21 protein-coding genes are annotated in these 20,975 nt (G+C 61.4%); 5 read left to right on the top strand and 16 right to left on the bottom strand.

Annotated elements, in window-relative coordinates; genetic code table 11:
• Positions 1-118: 118 nt before the first annotated feature.
• Complete coding sequence (locus tag ACYHH6_RS30570) at positions 119-1,105, top strand: hypothetical protein (RefSeq protein ID WP_352593411.1); 987 nt, start codon at positions 119-121, stop codon at positions 1,103-1,105.
• Between the two features lie 40 nt (positions 1,106-1,145).
• Positions 1,146-1,868, top strand: coding sequence for a hypothetical protein (locus ACYHH6_RS30565; RefSeq protein WP_352593414.1), 723 nt, complete (start codon positions 1,146-1,148; stop codon positions 1,866-1,868).
• A 413-nt stretch (positions 1,869-2,281) separates the two neighbouring features.
• Here the strand turns inward: ACYHH6_RS30565 and ACYHH6_RS30560 are convergent, their stop codons facing one another.
• Together ACYHH6_RS30560 and ACYHH6_RS30555 are read right to left on the bottom strand one after the other, a co-directional pair.
• Complete coding sequence (locus ACYHH6_RS30560) at positions 2,282-2,593, bottom strand: hypothetical protein (RefSeq protein ID WP_352593417.1); 312 nt, start codon at positions 2,591-2,593, stop codon at positions 2,282-2,284.
• Positions 2,594-3,739: 1,146 nt separating this feature from the next.
• Entirely contained in the window at positions 3,740-4,408 is a 669-nt protein-coding gene (locus ACYHH6_RS30555; protein WP_352593420.1) for an ArsR/SmtB family transcription factor, read from the bottom strand.
• A gap of 70 nt (positions 4,409-4,478) precedes the next feature.
• Here ACYHH6_RS30555 and ACYHH6_RS30550 point away from each other — a divergent pair, with 70 nt between their 5' ends.
• A complete protein-coding gene (locus ACYHH6_RS30550; RefSeq protein WP_352593423.1) occupies positions 4,479-5,219 on the top strand; it encodes an MBL fold metallo-hydrolase in 741 nt (246 codons plus the stop codon).
• A gap of 3 nt (positions 5,220-5,222) precedes the next feature.
• Positions 5,223-6,476 (top strand): MFS transporter, encoded by a 1,254-nt coding sequence (locus tag ACYHH6_RS30545; RefSeq protein ID WP_352593426.1) that lies wholly within the window; start codon positions 5,223-5,225, stop codon positions 6,474-6,476.
• Between the two features lie 185 nt (positions 6,477-6,661).
• Here ACYHH6_RS30545 and ACYHH6_RS30540 read toward each other — a convergent pair whose 3' ends face one another.
• The 11 genes from ACYHH6_RS30540 to ACYHH6_RS30490 all read right to left on the bottom strand — a co-directional run bounded on the left by ACYHH6_RS30540 (position 6,662) and on the right by ACYHH6_RS30490 (position 17,307).
• Positions 6,662-6,835 (bottom strand): hypothetical protein, encoded by a 174-nt coding sequence (locus ACYHH6_RS30540; protein WP_352593429.1) that lies wholly within the window; start codon positions 6,833-6,835, stop codon positions 6,662-6,664.
• Positions 6,836-6,863: 28 nt separating this feature from the next.
• Positions 6,864-7,235 (bottom strand): hypothetical protein, encoded by a 372-nt coding sequence (locus tag ACYHH6_RS30535; RefSeq protein ID WP_352593431.1) that lies wholly within the window; start codon positions 7,233-7,235, stop codon positions 6,864-6,866.
• Positions 7,236-7,532: 297 nt separating this feature from the next.
• A complete protein-coding gene (locus tag ACYHH6_RS30530) occupies positions 7,533-8,531 on the bottom strand; it encodes a 4-hydroxyproline epimerase (protein ID WP_352593434.1) in 999 nt (332 codons plus the stop codon).
• An 18-nt stretch (positions 8,532-8,549) separates the two neighbouring features.
• Positions 8,550-9,410 carry an ABC transporter permease gene (locus ACYHH6_RS30525; protein ID WP_352593437.1) on the bottom strand — a complete coding sequence of 287 codons (861 nt, stop codon included), beginning with the start codon at positions 9,408-9,410 and terminating at the stop codon, positions 8,550-8,552.
• Positions 9,407-10,255 (bottom strand): ABC transporter permease, encoded by an 849-nt coding sequence (locus tag ACYHH6_RS30520; protein ID WP_352593440.1) that lies wholly within the window; start codon positions 10,253-10,255, stop codon positions 9,407-9,409. The genes ACYHH6_RS30525 and ACYHH6_RS30520 overlap by 4 nt, the downstream gene beginning before the upstream one ends.
• A 15-nt stretch (positions 10,256-10,270) precedes the next feature.
• Complete coding sequence (locus tag ACYHH6_RS30515; RefSeq protein WP_352593443.1) at positions 10,271-11,350, bottom strand: quaternary amine ABC transporter ATP-binding protein; 1,080 nt, start codon at positions 11,348-11,350, stop codon at positions 10,271-10,273.
• A gap of 91 nt (positions 11,351-11,441) precedes the next feature.
• Positions 11,442-12,293 (bottom strand): glycine betaine ABC transporter substrate-binding protein, encoded by an 852-nt coding sequence (locus tag ACYHH6_RS30510; RefSeq protein WP_352593446.1) that lies wholly within the window; start codon positions 12,291-12,293, stop codon positions 11,442-11,444.
• A gap of 82 nt (positions 12,294-12,375) precedes the next feature.
• Positions 12,376-13,707, bottom strand: a complete 1,332-nt coding sequence (locus tag ACYHH6_RS30505) for an NAD(P)/FAD-dependent oxidoreductase (RefSeq protein WP_352593449.1) — start codon at positions 13,705-13,707, stop codon at positions 12,376-12,378.
• Positions 13,704-15,221 (bottom strand): aldehyde dehydrogenase, encoded by a 1,518-nt coding sequence (locus ACYHH6_RS30500; protein ID WP_352593452.1) that lies wholly within the window; start codon positions 15,219-15,221, stop codon positions 13,704-13,706. The genes ACYHH6_RS30505 and ACYHH6_RS30500 overlap by 4 nt, the downstream gene beginning before the upstream one ends.
• Entirely contained in the window at positions 15,214-16,125 is a 912-nt protein-coding gene (locus ACYHH6_RS30495) for a dihydrodipicolinate synthase family protein (protein WP_352593455.1), read from the bottom strand. The genes ACYHH6_RS30500 and ACYHH6_RS30495 overlap by 8 nt, the downstream gene beginning before the upstream one ends.
• 495 nt (positions 16,126-16,620) lie before the next feature.
• On the bottom strand, positions 16,621-17,307 hold the full coding sequence (locus ACYHH6_RS30490; RefSeq protein ID WP_352593458.1) for a GntR family transcriptional regulator: 687 nt from the start codon (positions 17,305-17,307) through the stop codon (positions 16,621-16,623).
• A gap of 196 nt (positions 17,308-17,503) precedes the next feature.
• Between ACYHH6_RS30490 and ACYHH6_RS30485 the strand changes: the two genes are divergently transcribed.
• Entirely contained in the window at positions 17,504-18,484 is a 981-nt protein-coding gene (locus tag ACYHH6_RS30485; RefSeq protein WP_352593461.1) for a GlxA family transcriptional regulator, read from the top strand.
• Positions 18,485-18,632: 148 nt separating this feature from the next.
• On the opposite strand, the gene ACYHH6_RS30480 is transcribed toward ACYHH6_RS30485, so the two are convergent.
• The 3 genes from ACYHH6_RS30480 to ACYHH6_RS30470 are packed head-to-tail and all read right to left on the bottom strand — an operon-like array spanning position 18,633 to position 20,964.
• A complete protein-coding gene (locus tag ACYHH6_RS30480) occupies positions 18,633-18,863 on the bottom strand; it encodes a hypothetical protein (protein ID WP_352593662.1) in 231 nt (76 codons plus the stop codon).
• Positions 18,860-20,053, bottom strand: a complete 1,194-nt coding sequence (locus ACYHH6_RS30475; RefSeq protein ID WP_352593664.1) for an IS91 family transposase — start codon at positions 20,051-20,053, stop codon at positions 18,860-18,862. Before ACYHH6_RS30475 ends, ACYHH6_RS30480 begins: the two co-directional genes overlap by 4 nt.
• Positions 20,054-20,055: 2 nt before the next feature.
• Positions 20,056-20,964: a tyrosine-type recombinase/integrase gene (locus ACYHH6_RS30470; RefSeq protein WP_352593666.1), complete on the bottom strand. Its 909-nt coding sequence runs from the start codon at positions 20,962-20,964 to the stop codon at positions 20,056-20,058.
• Positions 20,965-20,975: the final 11 nt, after the last annotated feature.

The raw sequence follows: 20,975 nt of genomic DNA, 5'->3' as shown, positions 1-20,975 counted from the left end.
TTTAATCGACGCCTATTGATTTTATCCCGAGGGATACGCGGCACAGCGCGTGGCGCCATATTTCCTTTCGTTCCGTTAACCCTCATTCTGTTATTTGCATCTCCAGCCTACAGTCAGCTTGCTCCGGAAACGTCAGCAGTCGGCGCAGCTAGACAGTTCGTCGATCGTGGTTTCGCACCACATCGATTTCGAAAAAGAACCGGGCAACGCGCAACCAGGCGCGCCCGGGTCCCATATATCCCATGCAGTCCTCGGTGAAGCGCAGGCATCCAAGGATGCACACAACCCGCTCGACGAGAATGTGGAAGGGTTGCGCCGCGAGTTGGCCGCAGCACGAGAGGAGCTCGCCAGGCAAGCTCAAGCCTTAAAAGCACAGCAGCAAACAGACGAAGTGCTCTCGCACAGTCTGGAGACGGCGCAACGTGTTATCGAAAATCTCCGGGCGGCAGCCACTCTCTCTGAAAGCGCGGACAACAGCGTGCCAGAAGCCAACTCCCCCATGGAAGCCTCCGAGGCTCCTGCCAAGCAAGCGCTTGAGGACGAGCGCCAGAAGATTGAGCTCTTGAAGCAACAACTTTCCACGGCTTATCAAACGATCGATGCCCTCAAGACAGGCGCAAATCTGGCCGCAGTCGGGCAGGCCAGCGCCGCAAAGGACCGCCAAGTGGCCGAAGCCGCTTCCAAGCAGGCTGGGGAAGCACTCAAACTGGAACGCGAACGAGCAGATTCAGCCACAAGTGAGCTCGACTCTGTTCGGAAGGAACGCGATGCGTTGAGGCAGCAATCGATTGTGTTGAGTGCGGCGCTGGACCAGGAGCGTGAAAGGTCTAACGGTTTGGCCCGCAGCCTCAGTGCCGCGCGTGAGACAATTGACATCTTCAAGGATAAGCGTCGCATTACAGCCTTGCAGCGCGCGCCGAAAGTACGCGCGCCAGCGGGTGAGCTTGCATTACCGCGCTCAGGGGCAACCCGTAAACCGCCCTCGCAGGACAAACAGAAGGAAAAGGGCCAGGACCCATCGCAATCGGAGGTGCTGGCTACCATCGATCTTCCCGCGGCATTGCTCCCAACGCGCCCCCCGAAAAAGCGCGGCCTGCGCCCGTGAGGACCAGGGAGCGAAATGTATGCCGCACGGGAGCATGACAATGAAAAATTGCGTCGTGGCCGCATTGATGATCGGAATGGCAGTCGGGCCTGCCTCGGCTTTTGAAACAGGCGTTGGCGGTCACGTCGGCGGCATCGGACTCAGCGCAGGAGTGAGCGGCGGTAGGCAAGGCACATCTGTGGGGGTGGGCGCGAACGTCGGCGGTCTCGGGATCGGTGCTGGAGTGAGCGCCGGTGCGCAAGGCACGTCTGTGGGGGTAAGCACGAGCGTCGACGGTGCGGGCGGAGCAAACGTTGGAGCTTCGGTTGGCGCAGGTCTCGGCGTCGGCGTCGGCATCAGCGATGATGAGTCCGCCGAAAGCCAATCGGCTGCCGCTGCCGGCAGTCCGGCCGCAGTCTCGGCAGCGACTGCCAAGACCACCAGAAAGTCGATGGTTCTGCCGCCTGTCCTAAGGCCTTCCAAATCAGGGCGGGGCTTCACCAAGGGGTATCCCTTTGGATTTCTGGGACCACTGGAAGCGATTCCCGGGACGCCAGTTGCGGTCGTGCAAGCCTGCCGCTCGGCGGTCATGTCCGCTGCCAAGCCGCTTGGGGCCATCCGTGTCCGCGCGGCAAGCGCGGGTGCCTTGCGTCAACGCCGCGGTGCAATCTCGGCGCCGATCAACGTGCGAGTGGACTACGCAAGGCAAGGTGGCATCGAAGTCCGGCAGGCAAAGGTCAATTGCAGTCTCGATAGAGCAGGCAGGGTCAGCGGAATAAAATAGACCTATGGCCTGTAAGGGCCACCACACAACGTTTTGCGGGTCGTTCGACATCGCGCGCGGCGCCACGCTTGGCGATGACCATGCCCCCAAGTCTGATTTTGGGAACCCGCCGCTTGATTAGCCCTAGTGAACCTGAAGCCGCTGTTCCCGGTGCAGCGAGGAACCGGGCTGGTGGAGTTTCTCCCTGCAAACACGTTGGGTTGAAGGACAGGGAGCTTCGCAAGAATCCTAGCCTGTAGTGTAGCGACCGGACTCTCGAGAACGATGCAGCTGTGCAATCGTAACGCCTGGAAAGGGCCGATGCTATATCTCCTCGGTATAGGCGACAGTGAAACTTCGTGCCGGCATGGGAAAGATCGTTTCCATGGCCAGATTCTGGATTGTTATCTGTCTTTGGCGACCTGTTTTTTCTATCACTGATCATCCAACTCGTTGAAACCGCATGCTTTGCAGCGGTACGCATGGTTCGGCTCCTCTTCGCGACGGAGCATCCTGACTGTGCCGCGTTCCACCCAACAGATTGGGCACGAGAAATTGCCTCCGTAGCGCGGCCGGTACACTTTCAGGCGCCCGTCCGCGAGATCCGCGGCCTTCAGTCGTTCGGACATCTCGGCCAGGCTTTTGTAGGCTTCGGCGATTCGGGTTCGCAGGGATTCTCGGTCGTTCGCTTGGGCGAGCGCTTGTTCCTTCGCGCGAAGAGTGAGTTTTTTGGCAAACCGCTCCATCATTCGCTGCCTGATCACCCTCGTCTCGGAGTGGAGATAGGGGTTGCTCGAAACAGGACGATAGGCCGTAAGGACTAGTTGACCCAATGTGAGCTTCAGCTAATTTTAGCTACGACGAGAATTCAAACCCCTCGTCAGCCTTTGATGAAACTTCTCGCCCGCGGGCTCAAGCCGGCGGGCTTTTTTCATGTCTGTATGTCCTTGCTGACCTCATCGAGCATCTTCAGTGCAGCACTTTTTCTGCAGGCAGCACCAGCAAAGCGCGTTTATGAAAAGCCGAAGCTGGACAAGAAGGGCAGGCTGACAGCTGTCACGGCTTCACCGAGGCTTCTCCAGCTGTGCCGGCACAGCCGACGCCAACCTAAGGTATTGTTGAGTAACGCAAAGCCTGCTGTCGATTGCCCTTCCCCGCGCACTGGCGGATTGGACTATGATAGGCGCATGCTCTGCATCTTTTGTTCGAAAAGCGCGAGCTTGGTCAAATAACCGATCCTAATCTTCGTGTCGCATCGGTCGCAGTTGAAGGTAGATATCACCTTCACCCAAGAGCCCTTCTTCACCATTACATGGGAGCAGTTGGGGCATTGAAATTCGAGGTACTCGTCCATCATTTCTTCGGAAATAGGCATGTGCCACTCCCCTCAGCGATTTACTGAAACTAAGCGGTGGCGGCCTTCCAGCCGAGCCACGAATGCGCGGCTCGAACCTTAACCTTGGGCAAAGGTTCCATCGCCCGGCTTCGGTCCTAAGGTGCAATAGACCAAAGTCCCAATGTGCTTGTCGGAAGTCATTTAAGAGGCGGCCCTCGGCCGTCGTGACCTCCGAGCAGGAAGGCAGGTTATCACCCTCCCCACTGAGTGGGAACATTCCGTAAAAAACGTACAAGCTAGATCTCGAGGCCCAGCCCGCCGAGGGACGGGCGCGGCCTTCTTTCCGCAATCGGCGCACGATGTCGCCGTCCGGATCAAGCACGCACACGGAAGGCACGGGCTCCAGCGGCAGGCCTTTCTGCCGCCGCGCCTCACGCAGCATGTTTTCAACCTGAAACACGGACTCGGCCGAATAGTTCTTCAGCTCAAGCAGTGGCGACTGCGGAATTAGCGGCGTCATATTGTTCGTCCAAGAATCTTTGGATGCGGGACCACTTCAGGCCGCTGCCTCAACCGGAAGGCCTGCAGCCTTCCATTCGGGATAGCCGTCCTCGAGCCGGTGAACGACATATCCTCGCATCCGCAACGCCGCGACAGCTTCGAAGGACAGAACGCAATAAGGACCACGGCAATAGGCGATGACCTCTCGGTTCGCGGGCAGCTCCGCCAGCCGGCGATCAAGCTCGGCGAGCGGGATGTTGAGCGCGCCCGGAAGATGTCCGAGCGCGAATTCGTCGTCCGGCCGGACGTCGAGAACCGTGACGAGGCCATCATGCAGCCTTGAGACAAGGTCTTCGCGCGACACTGCCTCCAGCGCGTCGCGAGCGTGGAAGTAGTCGGTCATGACGCGATTGACCTCGGCGAGGTTCCGCTCGCCCACGCGCCCCAGGGCCTTCATCAATTCAACCACCTGGGCATCTCCGGCAAGACGATAAAGCACATGCTTGCCATGTCGCTGCGCCTCGACAAGTCGCGCGCGTCGAAGAATTTGGAGGTGGCGCGAGGCGTTGGCAAAGTTGAGGCCAGCCCGTGCCGCAAGTCCCTCGACGCTGCGTTCGCCCTGGGCGAGGTGCTCCAGCAATTCCAGCCGGTGCGCATGCCCGAGAGCTTGAGCCACTTCGGCAAGGCTGGCGAAAATTGCCTGTTTTGGCCCGATGCTTGACATGCGATCTTCTCGATGAAACATTCAGCAGAATAATTGACTGTTACCTCAAGCGAGGTAGAGAGCGCAAGTCATGATCCTCCGTCAATTCCTCCATTCCGACCCGGTCGCTGCATCCTACCTGTTCGGCTGTGGTGGCAAGTCGGCCGCCGCCGTCGTCGATCCGGTCGGCGACATCGCGCCGTATCTTAGGGTTGCCGAGGCAACCGGCATGCGCATCCTCTATGTGGTCGATACGCACATCCATGCCGACCACATTTCCGCCGGGCGGGCGCTTGCGGCTGCCTCCGGCGCCCAATATGTGCTCTTCGAAGGCGTGGAATCGGGGTTCCCGTTTCTGCCGGCCAAGGACGGTGACGTGCTCGAACTCGGCAACGTGACCATGACCGTCATGCACACGCCCGGGCATACGCCGGAACACATTTCGCTCCTGGTCACCGACAGGACACGCGCGGCCGAGCCATGGTTCGTGCTGACGGGCCACACTCTCATGGTTGGCGATCTCGGACGAACCGAACTTGCAACCAGCGCCGAGGCCGGCGCGCGGACGCTGTTTTCCAGCGTGCGGCGTCTCAAGCAACTGCCAGATCACGTCGAGGTGCTGCCCGGCGCCTTTTCCGGCTCGGTCTGCGGGCGCTCGCTCAGCGGCAAGCCGACATCGACGATTGGCTTCGAGAAGCGCTTTAACAAAGCGTTCCGCATCGACGACGAGGAGGCCTTCGTCGCAACGATGATCGCAGACATACCGCCTCCGCCGCCGGATGCGGCGCGCAACCGCGCCGCCAATGCCGGCTTGGCCGCCGCTGCGGCCTGACCGATGAGCGACGCATCGGTTTCGCAGTCAGCAGGCTCGGCCGTCAGGCTTGGGCTCAAGGAAAACTGGCGGCAGTTTGCTCTTCTGATGCTGGTGAATGCCTTTGTCGGCGGCATGGTTGGGATCGAGCGAACGGTGGTGCCGCTCATCGGGTCGGAAGAGTTCGACATCAAGTCAACGACACTCGTCGTCTCCTTCATCGTCAGCTTCGGCGTGGTCAAGGCACTTGCCAATCTCGTCTCGGGTCAGCTCGCCGATACCTGGGGGCGCAAGCGCGTTCTCGTCCTCGGCTGGCTTGTCGGCTTGCCGGCTCCGTTCATGATCATCTGGGCCCCAAGCTGGGGATGGGTGATTGCGGCCAATGCACTGCTCGGCGTCAACCAGGGACTCGCCTGGTCAATGACGGTGGTCATGAAGGTGGACCTCGTTGGCCCGAAGTCACGCGGCCTCGCCGTCGGACTCAATGAATTTGCCGGCTATCTCGCCGTCGGCGTGACGGCGTTCCTCACCGGCTATCTTGCTTCGCGATACGGTCTGCGACCGGTGCCCATCTATCTCGGGATCGGCTATGCCGTCGCCGGCACTGTGTTGTCGGTGCTGCTCATCCGCGACACGCGCGGCCACCTCCGGTTGGAAACATCCGCTCACGCACAGCAATCCGCGCCGATCAGCTTCCGGGAAGTTTTTGCGCTGACCTCGTTCCGGGATCGCAATCTGTTCGCGGCATCGCAAGCCGGCCTCGTCAACAACCTCAACGACGGCATGAGCTGGGGTATTTTCCCACTGTTCTTCGCGTCCTTCGGCCTCGGCGTCGAGCGCATCGGCATCCTGAAGGCGATCTATCCGGCGACCTGGGGGATCCTGCAGATCGTCACCGGCCCCTTGAGCGATCGGTGGGGTCGCAAGGGTCTGATCGTCGCCGGAATGTGGATCCAGGCCGGTGGCTTGTTTCTCACCGCGGCCACGAGCCGGTTCGAATGGTGGCTCGTCGGCAGTCTTCTTCTCGGCCTTGGAACGGCAATGGTCTATCCAAGTCTGATCGCCGCCGTTTCCGACGCTTCGCACCCCAGCTGGCGCGCCCGCTCGCTCAGCGTCTACCGGTTCTGGCGCGATCTCGGCTACGCGATCGGCGCGCTTTCCGCAGGTCTCATCGCCGATCGCTTCGGGCTCTCATCGGCGATCACATCGATCGCCGCATTGACGTTTCTGTCGGGAACGGTGGTTGCCATGCTCATGCGGGAAAGGAGCCCACATTGAAGGGACCCGTCCGCCTTGGCGGTGCAACCGAGCAGCGATGGCTCGAAGCAGCCGTCTGAGGCTGCACAACCCATGTTCAACGACGAAACGGAGAGAGATTTTGGTGCCGATCCATCCCTGGCGGACAGGCAGTGGAATCCCTTTCGGTGTTCCTCAGCCGTTTCGGTAGTCAGTTCAAGCTGCCCCTACCATTCGTCCTTGGCAGCCTGCAGGCGCGGCAACACCCTTTCACGGAGAGCCTCTCCGGATTGCTTCGTTTCTTCGACCCGCTTGGCACGGGCAGCCTTCTCGGCGGCGTCGGCGGAGGCCTTTTTCTGCTGAGCTTCCTCCAGCATCATTCGAAGCTTGTCGTCGGCCATCTCATCCTCCGCTTTTTCGATGCCTAGATCATCCCTGCTTTGTCAGCATGCCGCCGGCAGCCTTGATCCCGGCCTCGATACCTTGCAGGAAGGGAGTGGTGTTGCCCGGCGTCCCGGGATAGCCCGGCGTCCCTGGCATGCCGACATGAATCCCTTTGATCAGCCGATAACCGAGTTCGAAACCATCCGAAAAACTCCCATCGACTACCGACATTTGAACCCTCCCATGTCGCGACTCATGTCGCACGGACATGCCGATAGCCGCAGGAAACCCTTGGAAATCAACGGCAACGGTTTGCAACATGACGCGACATGAAATCAACCACCGGATGCCTATGTTTGCATCTAAGTTGCTGATTTTGTTTGTAGAATTTTGGTAGCCGGAGAGCGCTACCGCCATTCCCCCCACTCATCGAGCTGCCAGTTCAAGCTTCGCTGCTGCGGCTGAGCGAAGCGAATCTATCTTAACTTGCGGCTTCCCGTTTCATCTTGCCGCGGCGCCGTATCTCTTCAGGGGTCGGCTGCTCAGCCGCTCGGGGCCGAAAACCCTGCGCGAGCCGCACGGCTGGCCAAGCTCGATCAGCAGGTTCGCTCGCATGCAAGCCTGGTGCGGCTGTATCTGTCTGTCTTCAGCCCACCCCTGCGTCCAATGTGACACCGGCGTGAGAGACGATTTATCGAGTCTGTGGTCGCCATTTCACCGGATCTGGAACCCATGCGCCAGCGGATCGCGATCGTCGACGAAAATCGTGTTGTGGCCGATGATCCGCGCCCAGCCGCTGACACTGGGCTTGATGCCCTTGAAGGGGCCTATGCCGGCCTCCGCCTCGACGCGGCCCTCGAACACCGTGCCGATCAGGCTTTCCTGGCGGAAGCTATCGCCGACCTTCAGTCGTCCCTTGCCATGGAGTTGCGCCATGCGCGCTGAAGTCCCGGTGCCACCCGGCGAGCGGTCGATCGCCTTGTCGCCGTAGAACACCGCGCCACGGCCATCGGCATTGCTGCTCAAGGGCTCGTCGCACCAGATGGCGTGGTCCACGCCGCGTATCCTTTCGTCTTCGGGATGAACTGGATCGCAGACGGGTTTGAGCGCTTCGCGCAGGCCGCGACTGAGGTCGACGATGTCGCTTGCCGACATGCCGTGCAGGCCCGGCCACGACTGCTGCGGCTCGACGACGGCGTAGTAGTTGCCGCCATAGGCGATGTCGACGACGAGCCGACCGAGACCGGGCACATCGACGGCGACGTCGGCTGCATGCAGGTAGCTGGCAACGTTGAACATCCGCACGGAGTCCACGAACTCGCCAGGCTTTTCGTATTCGATATCAACCCTGCCGGCGGGAGTTTCGATTGACAGTTTGCCGGGAACACGGGGCGTCACGAGACCTTCCTCGATTGCTGCCGTCACGAGGCCGATCGTGCCGGCACCGCACATTGGCAGGCAGCCGCTGACCTCGATGAAGATCACAGCGAAATCACAGTCCTGACGGTGCGCAGGATAGATGATCGCGCCCGACATGATGTCGTGTCCGCGTGGTTCGAACATCAGTGCCTGCCGGATCCAGTCATGGTCGCGTATGAACAGGTCGCGTCGCTCGGCGATGGGAATATGCGGCAGCAGGGGGCCGCCTCCCGCGACCAGGCGGACCGGATTGCCGCAGGTGTGGGAGTCGATGCAGAAGAAACTGCGGCGCATGGGAATTCCTTTTGCGGTTCAGGCGAGCTTTGCCGCGCCAGGCGCCTGGCTGCGCTGCAGCACGCCCCTGGAAACCCGGTCGAGGAGGATGGCGACGGCGACGATCGACAGGCCGGCCCTGAGGCCCAGGCCCATCTCCATCCGCGTCAATCCCCGCGTCACCTCGGCGCCAAGACCGCCTGCTCCGACGAGACCGGCCAGGACGACCATGGCCAGCGACAAGAGGATGCACTGGTTGAGACCGACCAGCAGTGTCGGCGTGGCCGAGGGGATTTCGATCTTGAACAGGATCGACCGCGGCGAGGCGCCGGTGGCCTGCCCGAGCTCCAGTAGGTCTTTCGGCACCTGGTTGAAGGCGAGCGTTGTCAGGCGCAGCATCGGTGGGATGCCGTAGACGATCGTGGCGATGATCGCCGGAACGCGGCCGAGGCTGAAGATCATCACGGCGGGAATGAGATAGACCCATGGCGGCACCGTCTGCATGATGTCCAGAACGGGTCGGATCGCGGCCTCGAACTTGCGGTAGCGTGATGCCAGAACTCCAAGCGGGAAGGCGACCGCCACGGAAATAATCACCGCCACCGTTACCAGCGCCAGCGTCTGCATCGACGCGGTCCAGAAACCCGCCAGCAGGCAGAAGGTGAGCGCGATGGCCGTCACCACCGAGACCCGGACGCTGACGAAGAACGCGGCGAGAAGGACAGCCACGACGATCGTCGCGTAGGGCGGCGGATAGAGCAGGGTGGTTTCTATGGCGCCAAGCACCGCCTCGATCAGCTTGGTCACGGCATCGAAGAACGGATGGAAGTTCTTGTTCAACCAATCCACGGCAGGGGCGAGGTAAGCGCCGGGCGAAAACTGGAGCAGATCAGGATTCATCGTGCGTCTCCCTTGGCGCGGCGCGCCACACTCTGCGTAAGTCTGTCGAGCACCATGGTCAGGATGACGATTGCGATCGCGGCGTTGATCGACGTGGCGATGTCGAGCGTGCGCACCGCCGAATAGATTGTCTCACCCAGGCCGCCAGACCCGACGATACCTGCAATGACGACCATGCCGAATGCCATCATCAGGCATTGGTTGATCCCGGCCATTATGCTCGGGATGGCGAAAGGGAGCCTGATCTTGGTAAACATCTGCCAGGGTGTCAGGCCGCTTGCCTGGCCAAGCTCTATGAATTCGTGCGGCGTCATCCTGATGCCCAGCGACGTGAGCCGGATGGCAGGAGGCATCGCGACGATGAATGTGGCGACGAGCGCAGTCGCAGCCCCGTAGCCGAGCAACGCGATCGCCGGAAGCAGATAGATGTAGGGCGGCATGGTCTGGATCAGGTCGAGTATCGGCTCGAGAAAGCGGTCAAACGCCCTGACGAAGCCAGCCACGATTCCAATGGGGATGCCGAAAAGAAGAGCGAGGATCGTGGCAGTGATCACCAAGGCCAATGTGCTCATGGTTTCGCTCCAAAGCCCCATGACGGCGCAGAAGATCATGGCAAGCCCCGCCAGGATGCCCGCGAAGGCGTTGATCAAGCGCCATCCAAGCAGGGCTGCAATGATCGCGATCACGTAAAACGGTGCGAGCTGAAGAAGCCAGAGGACGCCGTCATAGGTGCCTTCGAGCACGGCCCTGACAGAGTCAAACAGCCACTCGCCGTTGTCGCTGATCCAGCCAAGTGCATTGTCCGTCCAGCTGTCAAAAGTATCCGTGATGGTCGAGATGTCCATTTCGCTCTCCCGAGCCTAAGCGGCGGTTGGCGTGCCCGCGACGCCTCGGAGCAAGCCGCGAATGGTCACGACCCCGATGATGGCTCCGTTGTCGACAACCGATATCGCGTCGCGATCGGACTGCATGGTGAGATCGATGAGCGCAGCGATATCGGCCTCTGGCGACGTTCGAAGAAGCGCGTTCACGTCGCAATGCGGCTCCGCCGCCTTGAATTCGGCAACCGGGCGCATGACGGAATGGGCCTTTACCAGGTGGATCCTGGATATTCCCGCTACGAAATCCGAGACGTAGTCGTCGGCGGGCCTGGTGACGATCTCCTCCGCCGTTCCGACCTGTACGATGACGCCGTCCTTCATGATAGCGATGCGGTCGCCGATGCGGATGGCCTCTTCGAGATCATGGGTGATGAAGACGGCCGACTTGCCCAGCGACTTCGTCAGCTGTCGGAATTCATCCTGCAACTGACGGCGGATCAACGGGTCGAGGGCGCTGAACGGCTCGTCCATGAGGATGATTTCGGGATCTGCCGCCAGCGCCCTGGCAAGACCGACGCGCTGCTGCATGCCGCCGGACAGTTCTCTCGGATAGCGCGAGGTCCAGTCGCCAAGCCCAACTTTTTCGAGCGCCGCGCGGGCAACCCTGTTGCGCTCGTCTTTCGCGACGCCACGCACTTCGAGACCGAAACCGGCGTTCTCGAGAACAGTCCGATTGGGAAGAAGCGCCACGCTCTGGAACACCATGCCGATGTTGCAGGAACGCATATCGCGCAGCTCCGCCGGATTGAGCCTGGCGATCTCCTTTCCTTTCACCGTGATCTTGCCAAGACTCGGTTCGATCAAGCGGTTGAGCAGGCGGATAAGCGTCGACTTGCCGCTCCCCGACAACCCCATGATGCAGAATATCTCGCCGCGGCGGACCTGCAAGCTGGCGTCGGAGACGCCCACCACGCAGTCGAAGTCTTGCAGCACCTGCGTCTTGGAGAGCCCACGTTCGGTTATGGCCTTGACAGCGGCTTGGGCGCGACTGCCGAAGATCTTCCACACCGACTGGCAGTCGACCAGCACTTCGCTGGAGTCGTTAATCGCAGTGTTCATCGCGTTCCCCACGGGCCGGTTTGGCGACGGCCTTCATGTTTTCGTTGCTACGGAACGGGCCGCCGATGTCGGCGGCCCGCCGTTTCGACGACTATTGGGTCTTGATGTTTTCCCAGCGCTTCAGGAGGTCGGCGTGGCTGTCGGTCCAGGCCTTGATGGCCTCGTCCATGGTCTTGCCCTCGTTGACCGCCGAGTTGATCGCGGTGATGTCGGCAAGCGGCACGTAGACGCTGGCGATCACTTCGCGTGCATGCGGATTGTCGGCGGAGAAGCCCTTCTTGCCGATCCAGTAATAGCTCTGCGGTGGTGGGAAGACTGCCTTCGGGTCCTTGAGGAACTTGACGTCATATTTCTGCATCATCCAGGAGGGCTCCCAGATGGTCACGGCGATCCATTCCTTGCGGTCGACGGCCGACTTGAGCGCGGCGGTCATGGCTGCGGTGCTGCCCTCAACGAGCTGCAGTTTCAGGTCGTATGCCTTAACCGAGTTTGCCGTATCGCGCATCAGACCCGAACCGGGCTCAATGCCGACGATCTTGCCGCCGAACTTGTCGGCGTTGTCGTTCAGCTGGTCCATGGAGTCGATGGTCACGTATTTCGGCACCGCGACGCCCTGGAACAGGCCATGCGAAACCGGCGAGATCTTCTCCAGCTTCTTCTTGTTCTTGTCCCAGTAGTCCTGGGCGACGTAGTCCGTCTGCGAGGCAAGGATCTGGATGTCGCCCTTGGTCAGCGCGGCGTAGGCAATGCCCCACTCGGAAAAGTCCACCACCTTCACGGTGTAGCCGGAATCTTCGAGCACCTTCTTGGTAATGCCCGTGATGGGGGTGAGGTCCTCCCAGGACATCGTGCCCACGGTAATGGTCTTTTCTTCCGCCTGAGCGGACAGCATGGTCATACCGACCATCGCGGCAGCGCAGACCGCTTTCCACAACGTCTTCATTTTACTCACTCCTTTGTTTTTCGTTCCCATTCTCATTTGAAGACTTCGCCATCGGCTCGGTCTTCACATTGCGCGGCGAAGGTTACCCCTCGCGGCCGGCACGCAATTCCTGCAGTCGGATCACGGTATTGACGCCGAGCCATGCGAGCGGCTCCGGAGGGAGTCTCGCGGGCTCAGGCTGATCCGAGAATTTGTCGAGCATGTCCGAGCGGGTTCCGGTCGCCAGATCGACTGCCATGACACCCGCGAGCGTGCTTTTCACGGTCCCGAGGCCGTTCTCGCAGCACGCCGAGTAGAGGCCCTCTTGGATTTCGCCGAAGGCGGGCACATGGTTGCGGCTGAGGCAAAGCCGTCCTGCCCAGACGTGCTCTAACGACACATCCTTGAGGTCCGGAAACCTGGCGTCCAGGGACGTCCGCTGTTCGGCGGCGATTCCGGCCAGGCGCTTCTCACCGACCTGGACAGCCCAGTCGTAGGTGAACCGGGTCCGGATCACGATGCGTGAGGAGCCATCGGCGGTGATCTTCCTGACGGTCGCGCCCATTGGATCGGCCGGAAGCAACGCCCACCTATCCTTGCCCGTCGATCTTTCGGTGAAGGGCGCGGTCATCGATGCGTAAGTGAAGATGTGCATCAAGCGGCCGCGGAAATGGCCGAAGTCCTCGATGTGGCCGTTGACGCCGAGGATGACTTTCGGCGCGGTGATGCTGCCTCGATGCGATATGGCCTTCCACGCCCCGCCGACACGCTCAAGTCTGAGCACCGGCGAGTGCTCGTATATGTCGACCTTTGATGACAGCCCGGCGGCAAAGCCGCGAATGTAGTCAGCGGGCTGGATCATCACCGCGCCTGGCGTGTAAAGACCTCCCAGATAGTATGACGATCCGGTGATCTCCCGCATCTCGGCCGCATCCACAAAGCGGTGCTCCTCGCCGATGCTAGCGAGCGAGCGGCCATAGTTTGCGTTGAGTTTTATCCCGCGCTCCGTCGCGGCAGCATTGATCTTGCCCGACGGATCGAAGGTCCGCACCGACATGTCGTACTCGGCCGCAGCGTCGGCGGCGAAGGAGATCGCAAAACGGTTCTGGGCGATCTCCGTCTTTGTCGCGGCCTCGTCGGCGACGGAATACTCGCCCGACGAGATATTGTGCGGGACGTCGATCATGTAGCCGGAGTTCCGGCCCGCGGTGCCCTTGGCGATCTCTCCCGCATCCAGAAGGACGATCCTGTCGCCAGGCCGCAGCTGAGACAGCCGCCGCGCCGCGGAGAGGCCGGCGAAGCCTGCACCGATGATCAGCCAGTCGGCCGACACGTTGCCGTCGAGCGTCCGGATGGGGAAGCTGCGTCTACTGATCGCCTCCCAGCCCGAGGTTCCGGATTCAGCCGGAAGACGCTTGACGACAACGTCGCTCATCGGATGGTCTCGTCGACCGAACGATCCGAGACGTCGATCCAGACCGTCTTCAATTCGCAGTAGTTGTCGTGCGCGAAGACCGACTTGTCGCGGCCGCCGAAGCCGGACTCCTTGTAGCCGCCGAACGGCGTCGTCGCGTCGCCTTCGCCAAAGCAATTGACGGTGACGACGCCGGCTCGGATTTCGCGCGCAAGCTTGATCGCCTTGCGCAGGCTGCCGGTGTAGACGGACGCGGTCAGGCCATAGTTCGTGTCATTGGCGAGCGCCACGGCTTCGGCAAGCGAATTGAACGTCGTGACCGAAAGGATCGGTCCGAAAATCTCCTCCCGAAACAGGCGGCTTGCGGGCGTAACTCCGTCGACGACGGTCGGCTCGATATAGATGCCCTTGTGTGTGGCCCCGCCATGGGCGATGGCGAGCTTTTCGCCCTTCGCGTCGGCGAGGAAGGATTTCACCTTCTCGAAATGGGACTTGCTGACGAGCGCGCCGATGCGATTTTCCGGATCGAGCGGATCGCCCGTCTTCCATTCGCGCATGTAGGCGCCGATACGCTGCAGCAACTCGTCCTTGATGCTGGCCTGGACGATGAGTCGTGACGTGGCCGAGCAGTTCTCGCCCATGTTCCAGAACGCGCCGTTGACCACCTGTTCGGCGACGAGGTCCAGATCTTCGGCATCCTCCAGAACCACCGCCGGGTTCTTGCCGCCGCATTCGAGGACGATGCGCTTGAGGTTGGAGTCCGCGGCGTAGCGCAGGAAGCGGCGGCCTGTCGGCGTCGATCCGGTGAATGCCACCATGTCGACGTCCATGTGCATGCCGATCGGTTCGCCGACCTCCTTGCCGCCGCCGGTGACGACATTGAAGACGCCAGCCGGGACACCGGCTTCATGCGCCAGTTCGGCAACACGAAGCGTCGTCAGCGTCGTCTCCTGGGCGGGCTTCACGATCAACGAGCATCCCGCGGCAAGTGCCGGACCGATTTTCCAGGCCAGCATCAGCAGCGGAAAGTTCCAGGGCAGGACGCAGCCGACGACACCGACCGGTTCGCGCACGACCATAGTCAGCGCGTTCGAACCCACGGGAGCGACGTTGTCATAGAGTTTGTCGATCAGTTCGGCGTGCCAACGGATGGTGTGGATCGTATCCGGAACATCGACGGTCTGGCATTCGCGGACCGGCTTGCCGCTGTCGAGGCTCTCCATGACCGCGAGTTCGTGACGGTTGTCCTCCAGCAGCTTTGCGAATTTGATGAGGACGGCCTTGCGCTCGCCAGGCGAGCGGAGATGCCAGCGGCCGTCGTCGAAAGCCTGCCTGGCCTTGGCCACGGCGAAATCAACATCGGCAGCATCGCACGCCGCGATCTCGGCAAGCGTCTCGCCCGTCGCTGGATTGGTCGTCTTGAATGTCTTGCCGGAATTCGCCGGACGGAACGCGCCGTCGATGAAGGCATTGGTCGGAAATTGAAGGCCTGCGGCAATCGCCTTGTATTCGGCGGCGGTCAAAGGTTCATGCATGGTTTGCTCCCGACGTGATCTGGGCGACCGTGCGCTTCAAGGTGGCGACGACAGTCTGGAGACCTCGCTTTTCTTCCGAGTTGAGAGGGCGCAGCGGCGCCCGCACAGGGCCGGCCTTGAGGCCGGTCAGCTCACAGCCATGCTTGATCGACTGCACGAACTTTCCGCATTCGAGGAAATCCATGAGCGGCAGCATCGCCGTCATGATGGCGCGGCCCTTGTCGAAATTCCTTTCGAGCACGCAGGCTTCGTAGAGAGCGACATGCTCGCGCGGCAGAAAATTGGAGCCGGCGCAGACCCAGCTCCTGGCACCCCATGCAAAGAATTCGAGAGCCTGGTCGTCCCAGCCGCAGGAGAGCGCGATATTGGGGAACTTCCGCGCCAGCAGATGGACGTTGCCCATCTCGCCGGAGCTCTCCTTGATGGCGACGACGTTGCGGGATTTGCCGACGCGGGAGAAATAGTCCTCTCGCATGGTCACGCCCATGCGGGCCGGATAGTTGTAGAGCATGATCGGAAGGTTCGCCGCACGGTCGACTGTGAGGGCGTGAACCGCATTCTCACGTTCGGTCGGCAGAGCGTATGGAGGCGACGACACGAGGATAGCGTCAGCGCCGATCTCCTTTGCCGCCTTGGCATATTCGACCGAGTCTTCGGTCCTGGTAGCGCCCGTTCCAATGATGAGCGGAAGCCGGGTGCCAATCACTTCCTTGGCATAGGCGGCGAGATCGAAGCGCTCCTGGGCGCTCTGCGCGTAGTATTCGCCCGTCGAACCGCCGACGATGATGCCGTGCACTCCGGCCTCGATGAGCGACTCAAGAACGGCTGCAAAACCGGCGCGATCGATCCGCCCGTCCGGGTCGAGCGGCGTTATCGCCGGCGTGTAGATGCCCTCGAATTTCAAGTCATTCCTCCGTCGATGGAGTCGCCGTTTCGACGAATGCGCTTTCGGGGCACACGAAGCCGTCTGCGAACTTCTCACGCGAGAATTCTCAGTGCCCCGAACCCGTCGATCGCATTTGATGGTCTGGAAAATTGCACACGGTCGGGCGGGAGTCAATGGATTGTATTATCTGTGTACACATTTTTTATATTTTGATAACACACAACTGCCTCGCAGGTGCGCGCCTGAGACCGGTTGGGTTCGGCTGAATATTGCGGCGGCTGTCTCACTGCCGGCAAAGTGCCCGGCGCGCGAGCAGAGCTGGGTTTGCGGTCGGGGTGAGCCCTCAGGACCAGAAGCAGCGAAAGGAGCAGTCCTCTCGCACGCGGCGCATTTCGAGCCCGTCCTGAACAGACCTTGGGTGATGTCAGCAAAAAGGGGTGTGATCCCGGACCAGGGCGCTAATGCTGAAAGTTAAGGTCTCCGGATTTCTCCGGGCCGCTTACGGCGATGCGGTCAAGAACCGCCAATGAGGGCATCCGCCTTCAATCCTTGCGGCGCGATAAACATCTCCATGTTTTCGCGCGACAGTTCCCAGTGCTCGAACACGAGGTCGACAACGGCGTCCTCTTCGTGAGCGCCGATGGCAGAAATGAAGCCGTCGTGATGTTCAACTGCTATCTGAAGCCGCTTGCGCATGTCAGCGTTGCGCGGACGGAAGAAGGTGTGACCAATACGGGCGTGATCGATCAGCAGCCTGCCGAGACTTGGCTGCAGGTAGGCATTGCCGGACATCTCGCCGATGATCTCATGAAAACGGTTGTTCTCGAGGACCATCGAAAGCGCATCGCTGGACGTACTTGCCTTGCGGAAACGCTCTTGTGTGTCCTTCAAATCCGAAAGCTGTGAGGGCTTGAAATTCTGGACGGCCAATCGGCCGATAGCAGCGTAAATCATGGGCGCGACCAGGAAAAAATGCCGAAGGGTCGAATGGTTCATCGGGACAACGCGGGCGCCCCTGTTCGCGCGAATTTCGATGTATCCTTCGCCCTCCAATCTGCGGAAGATTTCCCTGACTGGCGTCCGTGACAGACCGTAGCGCTCGCTCAGCGCCACCTCATCGAGATCCTCGTCAGGATCAAGTTCCATCGTCAGGATGCGGCGCTTCAGATCGTCGTAGAGGCTGCCCTTGCTGCTCTTCATTGCGCACCTTCGGAATGATTCTGATTGTCAATGATATCTAGTACGGCACGAAGAATCGCATGCGTTGATAGGCGTGTCAACGGATTGTATTTTCTTGGTACACAATGTATAGCCGATCATCAATGGCTCACTGGAGATAGACGAAGCTATCCCTCTGCCGGTCGAGCAACGCCCCAGGACAGCCCAGGAAAAAGGAATGGCCAAGAGGTTTGCGTTTCTCATGGTTCGTGATTTCACCCTGTCGCCGCTCTCGCTGTTCATCGACACACTGCGACTGGCGGGTGATGAAGGTGATCGAAGCCGCAGGGTAGAATTTGACTGGCAGATCATTGGCGAACGCGGCCTGCCAATCAGGGCGAGCTGCGGCGTCGAATTGCTCCCGACGAAGGAGATCGGCAATCCGGAGGACTTTCACAACGTCGTCGTGGTCGGCGGCCTGCTCGACACCAACCGCGTCCTCAGTTCAGAGAAGGAGGCATTCCTTTTGCGGGCAGCTGAGAAGGGAGTGCCTCTTACCGCGCTTTGCACGGGAAGCTTCGTGCTTGCCCGTTACGGCTTGCTGGATGGCTATAGCGCCGCCGTCAGTTGGTTTCACATCAAGGATTTTCGGACCGAGTTCCCCGCTGTGAACGCGCATGCCCATACTCTGTTTTCCGTCGACCGTGGCCGCTCAACTTGTGCCGGAGGTACGGGCGCGGCCGACCTAGCCGGCCATTTCGTTTCGGAATCCATAGGGCGGAAAGCGGCCGAAAAAGCCGCCAAGATCCTTGTCCTTGATCGAATTCGAAACATCAAAGATGCGCAGCCGGTCGGGGACCTGTTTCCCGAAGCGTCGAGCCGCGCGGTGAAGCGGGCCCTGCTGTTGATGGAAAGCAATCTCCAGGAGAAAGTCTCGATCACCGAGATCGCAGGCCGGTTGAATTGTTCGAGGCGACAGTTGGAGCGTCTTTTCGGGACTGAATTGGGCGTCAGTCCGATGGCGGCGTATCTCGCGCTGCGGGTGCATTATGCGAAGTCCCTACTGGAGGACAGCGACTTGCAGATAGGAGAAATCGCATACCGATGCGGTTTCGAAAATGCCGGGCATTTCAGCCGGGTGTTTCGTCAACAGACCGGTGCGACGCCTACTCACCTTAGGCATCAGACCCGATCCTCAGGCGGCTCTACCAATGCGTGACATGAGTTCGTGCCGGATTGAGCTGCGCCAACGTCCGATTTCTGCTCGAGACGTCCGAAACCCGACATGCCGCTTCCGTGAAGAGTTTCGGGCGCCGGCAGGCGTACGAAAGTCCCCGAGGAAGGAACCCGTGGGCCACAGTCGATGGCTATGGGGATTTCGATTTGCGGCTGGTGTCGGCGACGGCGCGACCGCCGCCGGCAAGCGTCGGTTTTGATGTGGACGGACCGCTTCGCCTTTCAGCCACGCGGTATTGTCGGCTCGGCGCGCGGCCGGACGCGACCCGTTCGGCGTCGATGATCACCATGGACACGCGTGGGTCCGTTGCCGGAGGCTGGGCGCCTGCGGCTGAACGCTGGAGCATGCCATGCCGGGTCATGGAGAGTTCTCCCGGTTCGTCGCGGTGGTGTCCGGCGGTCCGCGCGGCTGTCGCCACCGTTCGAACGTCTCGATGATGATCATGCTTCCGCCGCAGCATCGGCATGGCGGACGGAAGTCAGTCGGTTCTACCGAGTTGTCGTCCTCCGACGGCGCAGCAACGTTCAGCAGTTCGCGGGCGCGTGCGAGGCTGCCTTTGCGGGAGCCGCCGGCGAGCAGGCCGTAGTGACGGATGCGGTGGAAGCCGCGCGGCAGGATGTGGAGCAGGAATCGGCGGATGAACTCGTCGGTGGCGAGTGTCATGACCTGCTGCCGATCGGTGCCGTCACGACGATAGTCCTTGTAGCGGAACGTGACCCCTGCTTCATCGAACCGGATGAGGCGGCGGTTCGAGATCGCAACCCGGTGGGTATAGCGGGACAGATAGGCGAGCACTGCCTCCGGCCCGGCGAACGGCGCCTTGGCGTACACCACCCAGCGCTTCTTGCGGACCGGCGACAGGTGCCGCACGAATGCCTGCCGCGCGGACAGGTGCGCCATAAATCCGAAGAAGGCGAGCCGTCCTGCGTCGTGCAGAGCGACCAGCCGGGTGAGGAAGAGCCGTCGGAACAGCTTGCCGAGTACGCGCACCGGAAGCAGGAAGGCCGGCCGAGAAGATATCCAGCGGCTTCCGTCCGGCGCGATGCCGCCGCCCGGCACGATCATGTGGACATGCGGATGGAGCGTCATCGCCGAGCCCCAAGTGTGAAGGACGGCGGTGATGCCGATGCGCGCGCCGAGATGCTTTGGATCCGCCGCGATCGTCAGCATCGCCTCCGCTGCCGCCTTGAACAGCAGGTCGTAGACGAGCGCCTTGTTCTGGAACGCGATGTCGGCGACCTCGGCGGGCAGCGTGAACACGACATGGAAGTAGCCGACCGGCAGCAGGTCGGCCTCGCGCTCGGCCAGCCACGTCCGCGCCGCCGCGCCCTGGCACTTCGGGCAGTGCCGGTTGCGGCAGGAGTTGTAGGCGATCCGCCATTGGCCGCAGTCCTCGCAAGCCTCGACGTGACCGCCAAGGGCTGCGGTGCGGCAATACTCGATCGCCGACATGACCTTGAGCTGCTGCAGGCTCAGATGACCTGCGTGGGCGGCCCGGTAAGCGGGTCCGGCAGCACGGAAGACGTCGGCAACCTCGATCGAGGCGCGCACGCTCAGCCGTCGGATGAGATCTCTTCCGGCTTGAACAGGCCAAGCTTGTCGAGCGGGCTCGTGACCGTGCGCACCGTTCGGGTCGCCACCTTCGCGTAAAGGGCGGTGTTGTTGAGCTTGGCATGCCCGAGCAGGACCTGGATGATCCGGATGTCGGTGCCGTCCTCCAGCAGGTGGGTGGCGAAGCTGTGGCGCAGCGTGTGCGGCCCGACCCGCTTGGCGATGTCGGCGGCCTGGGCCGCCTCGACGACGATGCGATAGAGCTGCCGCGTGCTGATCGGCTTCATCGCGTGCTGTCCGGGGAACAGCCAGCCGTCACGGTGCATCACGCCCTGCTGACGTCCGACCTTCCACCACTCACGCAGAAGCGTGAGCAGGTCCTCCGAGAGCATGGCATTGCGATAGCGCCCGCCCTTGCCACGCTCGACGCGCAGCAGCATGCGCTCGCTGTCGACGTCGGCAACCTTCAGCATCGACACCTCGGCGACACGCAGGCCCGCGCCATAGGCGACTGACAATGCGGCCTGGTGCTTGAGACACGTGGTGGCGTTGAGCAGCCGGGCCACCTCGTCGCGGCTGAGCACCACGGGCAGGTTGCGCGGATGCGCCAGCCGGACAAGCCTGCGCGCCAGGTCCGGGCGGTCGAGCGTGTGGGTGAAGAAGAAGCGCAGTGCCGACACGATGCTGTTCATCGTTGGCACGGGAACGCCGTCCTCCTGCTGCTCGATCTGGAACCGGCGCAGGTCGTCGGCGGTAGCGGTGTCTGGTGAACGCCCGAGGAATGTCGCCAGGCGTCCGATGTCGCGGAGATAGTTGCGCTGCGTCTCGCGTGAGAAGCGCCGCATGTTCATGTCGTCGATCAGCCGCTGGCGCAGCGGGCTGACGGGTGCATCGAGAACGGGATGGTGCATGGTCAGGCTCC

It is taken from the genome of Mesorhizobium sp. P171375 (assembly GCF_057786075.1).
This window is presented reverse-complemented; position numbering and strand designations above follow the sequence as displayed.

Bases quoted from the DNA above. Each gene is read 5' to 3' on its own strand.
- ACYHH6_RS30565 (WP_352593414.1), top strand. From the start codon at position 1,146: ATGAAAAATTGCGTCGTGGCCGCATTGATGATCGGAATGGCAGTCGGG.
- ACYHH6_RS30540 (WP_352593429.1), bottom strand. From the start codon at position 6,835: ATGGCCGACGACAAGCTTCGAATGATGCTGGAGGAAGCTCAGCAGAAA.
- ACYHH6_RS30550 (WP_352593423.1), top strand. From the start codon at position 4,479: ATGATCCTCCGTCAATTCCTCCATTCCGACCCGGTCGCTGCATCCTAC.
- ACYHH6_RS30470 (WP_352593666.1), bottom strand. From the start codon at position 20,964: ATGCACCATCCCGTTCTCGATGCACCCGTCAGCCCGCTGCGCCAGCGG.
- ACYHH6_RS30480 (WP_352593662.1), bottom strand. From the start codon at position 18,863: ATGACCCGGCATGGCATGCTCCAGCGTTCAGCCGCAGGCGCCCAGCCT.
- ACYHH6_RS30485 (WP_352593461.1), top strand. From the start codon at position 17,504: ATGGCCAAGAGGTTTGCGTTTCTCATGGTTCGTGATTTCACCCTGTCG.
- ACYHH6_RS30530 (WP_352593434.1), bottom strand. From the start codon at position 8,531: ATGCGCCGCAGTTTCTTCTGCATCGACTCCCACACCTGCGGCAATCCG.
- ACYHH6_RS30545 (WP_352593426.1), top strand. From the start codon at position 5,223: ATGAGCGACGCATCGGTTTCGCAGTCAGCAGGCTCGGCCGTCAGGCTT.
- ACYHH6_RS30555 (WP_352593420.1), bottom strand. From the start codon at position 4,408: ATGTCAAGCATCGGGCCAAAACAGGCAATTTTCGCCAGCCTTGCCGAA.
- ACYHH6_RS30520 (WP_352593440.1), bottom strand. From the start codon at position 10,255: ATGGACATCTCGACCATCACGGATACTTTTGACAGCTGGACGGACAAT.
- ACYHH6_RS30490 (WP_352593458.1), bottom strand. From the start codon at position 17,307: ATGAAGAGCAGCAAGGGCAGCCTCTACGACGATCTGAAGCGCCGCATC.
- ACYHH6_RS30525 (WP_352593437.1), bottom strand. From the start codon at position 9,410: ATGAATCCTGATCTGCTCCAGTTTTCGCCCGGCGCTTACCTCGCCCCT.
- ACYHH6_RS30505 (WP_352593449.1), bottom strand. From the start codon at position 13,707: ATGAGCGACGTTGTCGTCAAGCGTCTTCCGGCTGAATCCGGAACCTCG.
- ACYHH6_RS30515 (WP_352593443.1), bottom strand. From the start codon at position 11,350: ATGAACACTGCGATTAACGACTCCAGCGAAGTGCTGGTCGACTGCCAG.
- ACYHH6_RS30560 (WP_352593417.1), bottom strand. From the start codon at position 2,593: ATGGAGCGGTTTGCCAAAAAACTCACTCTTCGCGCGAAGGAACAAGCG.
- ACYHH6_RS30535 (WP_352593431.1), bottom strand. From the start codon at position 7,235: ATGGCGGTAGCGCTCTCCGGCTACCAAAATTCTACAAACAAAATCAGC.
- ACYHH6_RS30500 (WP_352593452.1), bottom strand. From the start codon at position 15,221: ATGCATGAACCTTTGACCGCCGCCGAATACAAGGCGATTGCCGCAGGC.
- ACYHH6_RS30510 (WP_352593446.1), bottom strand. From the start codon at position 12,293: ATGAAGACGTTGTGGAAAGCGGTCTGCGCTGCCGCGATGGTCGGTATG.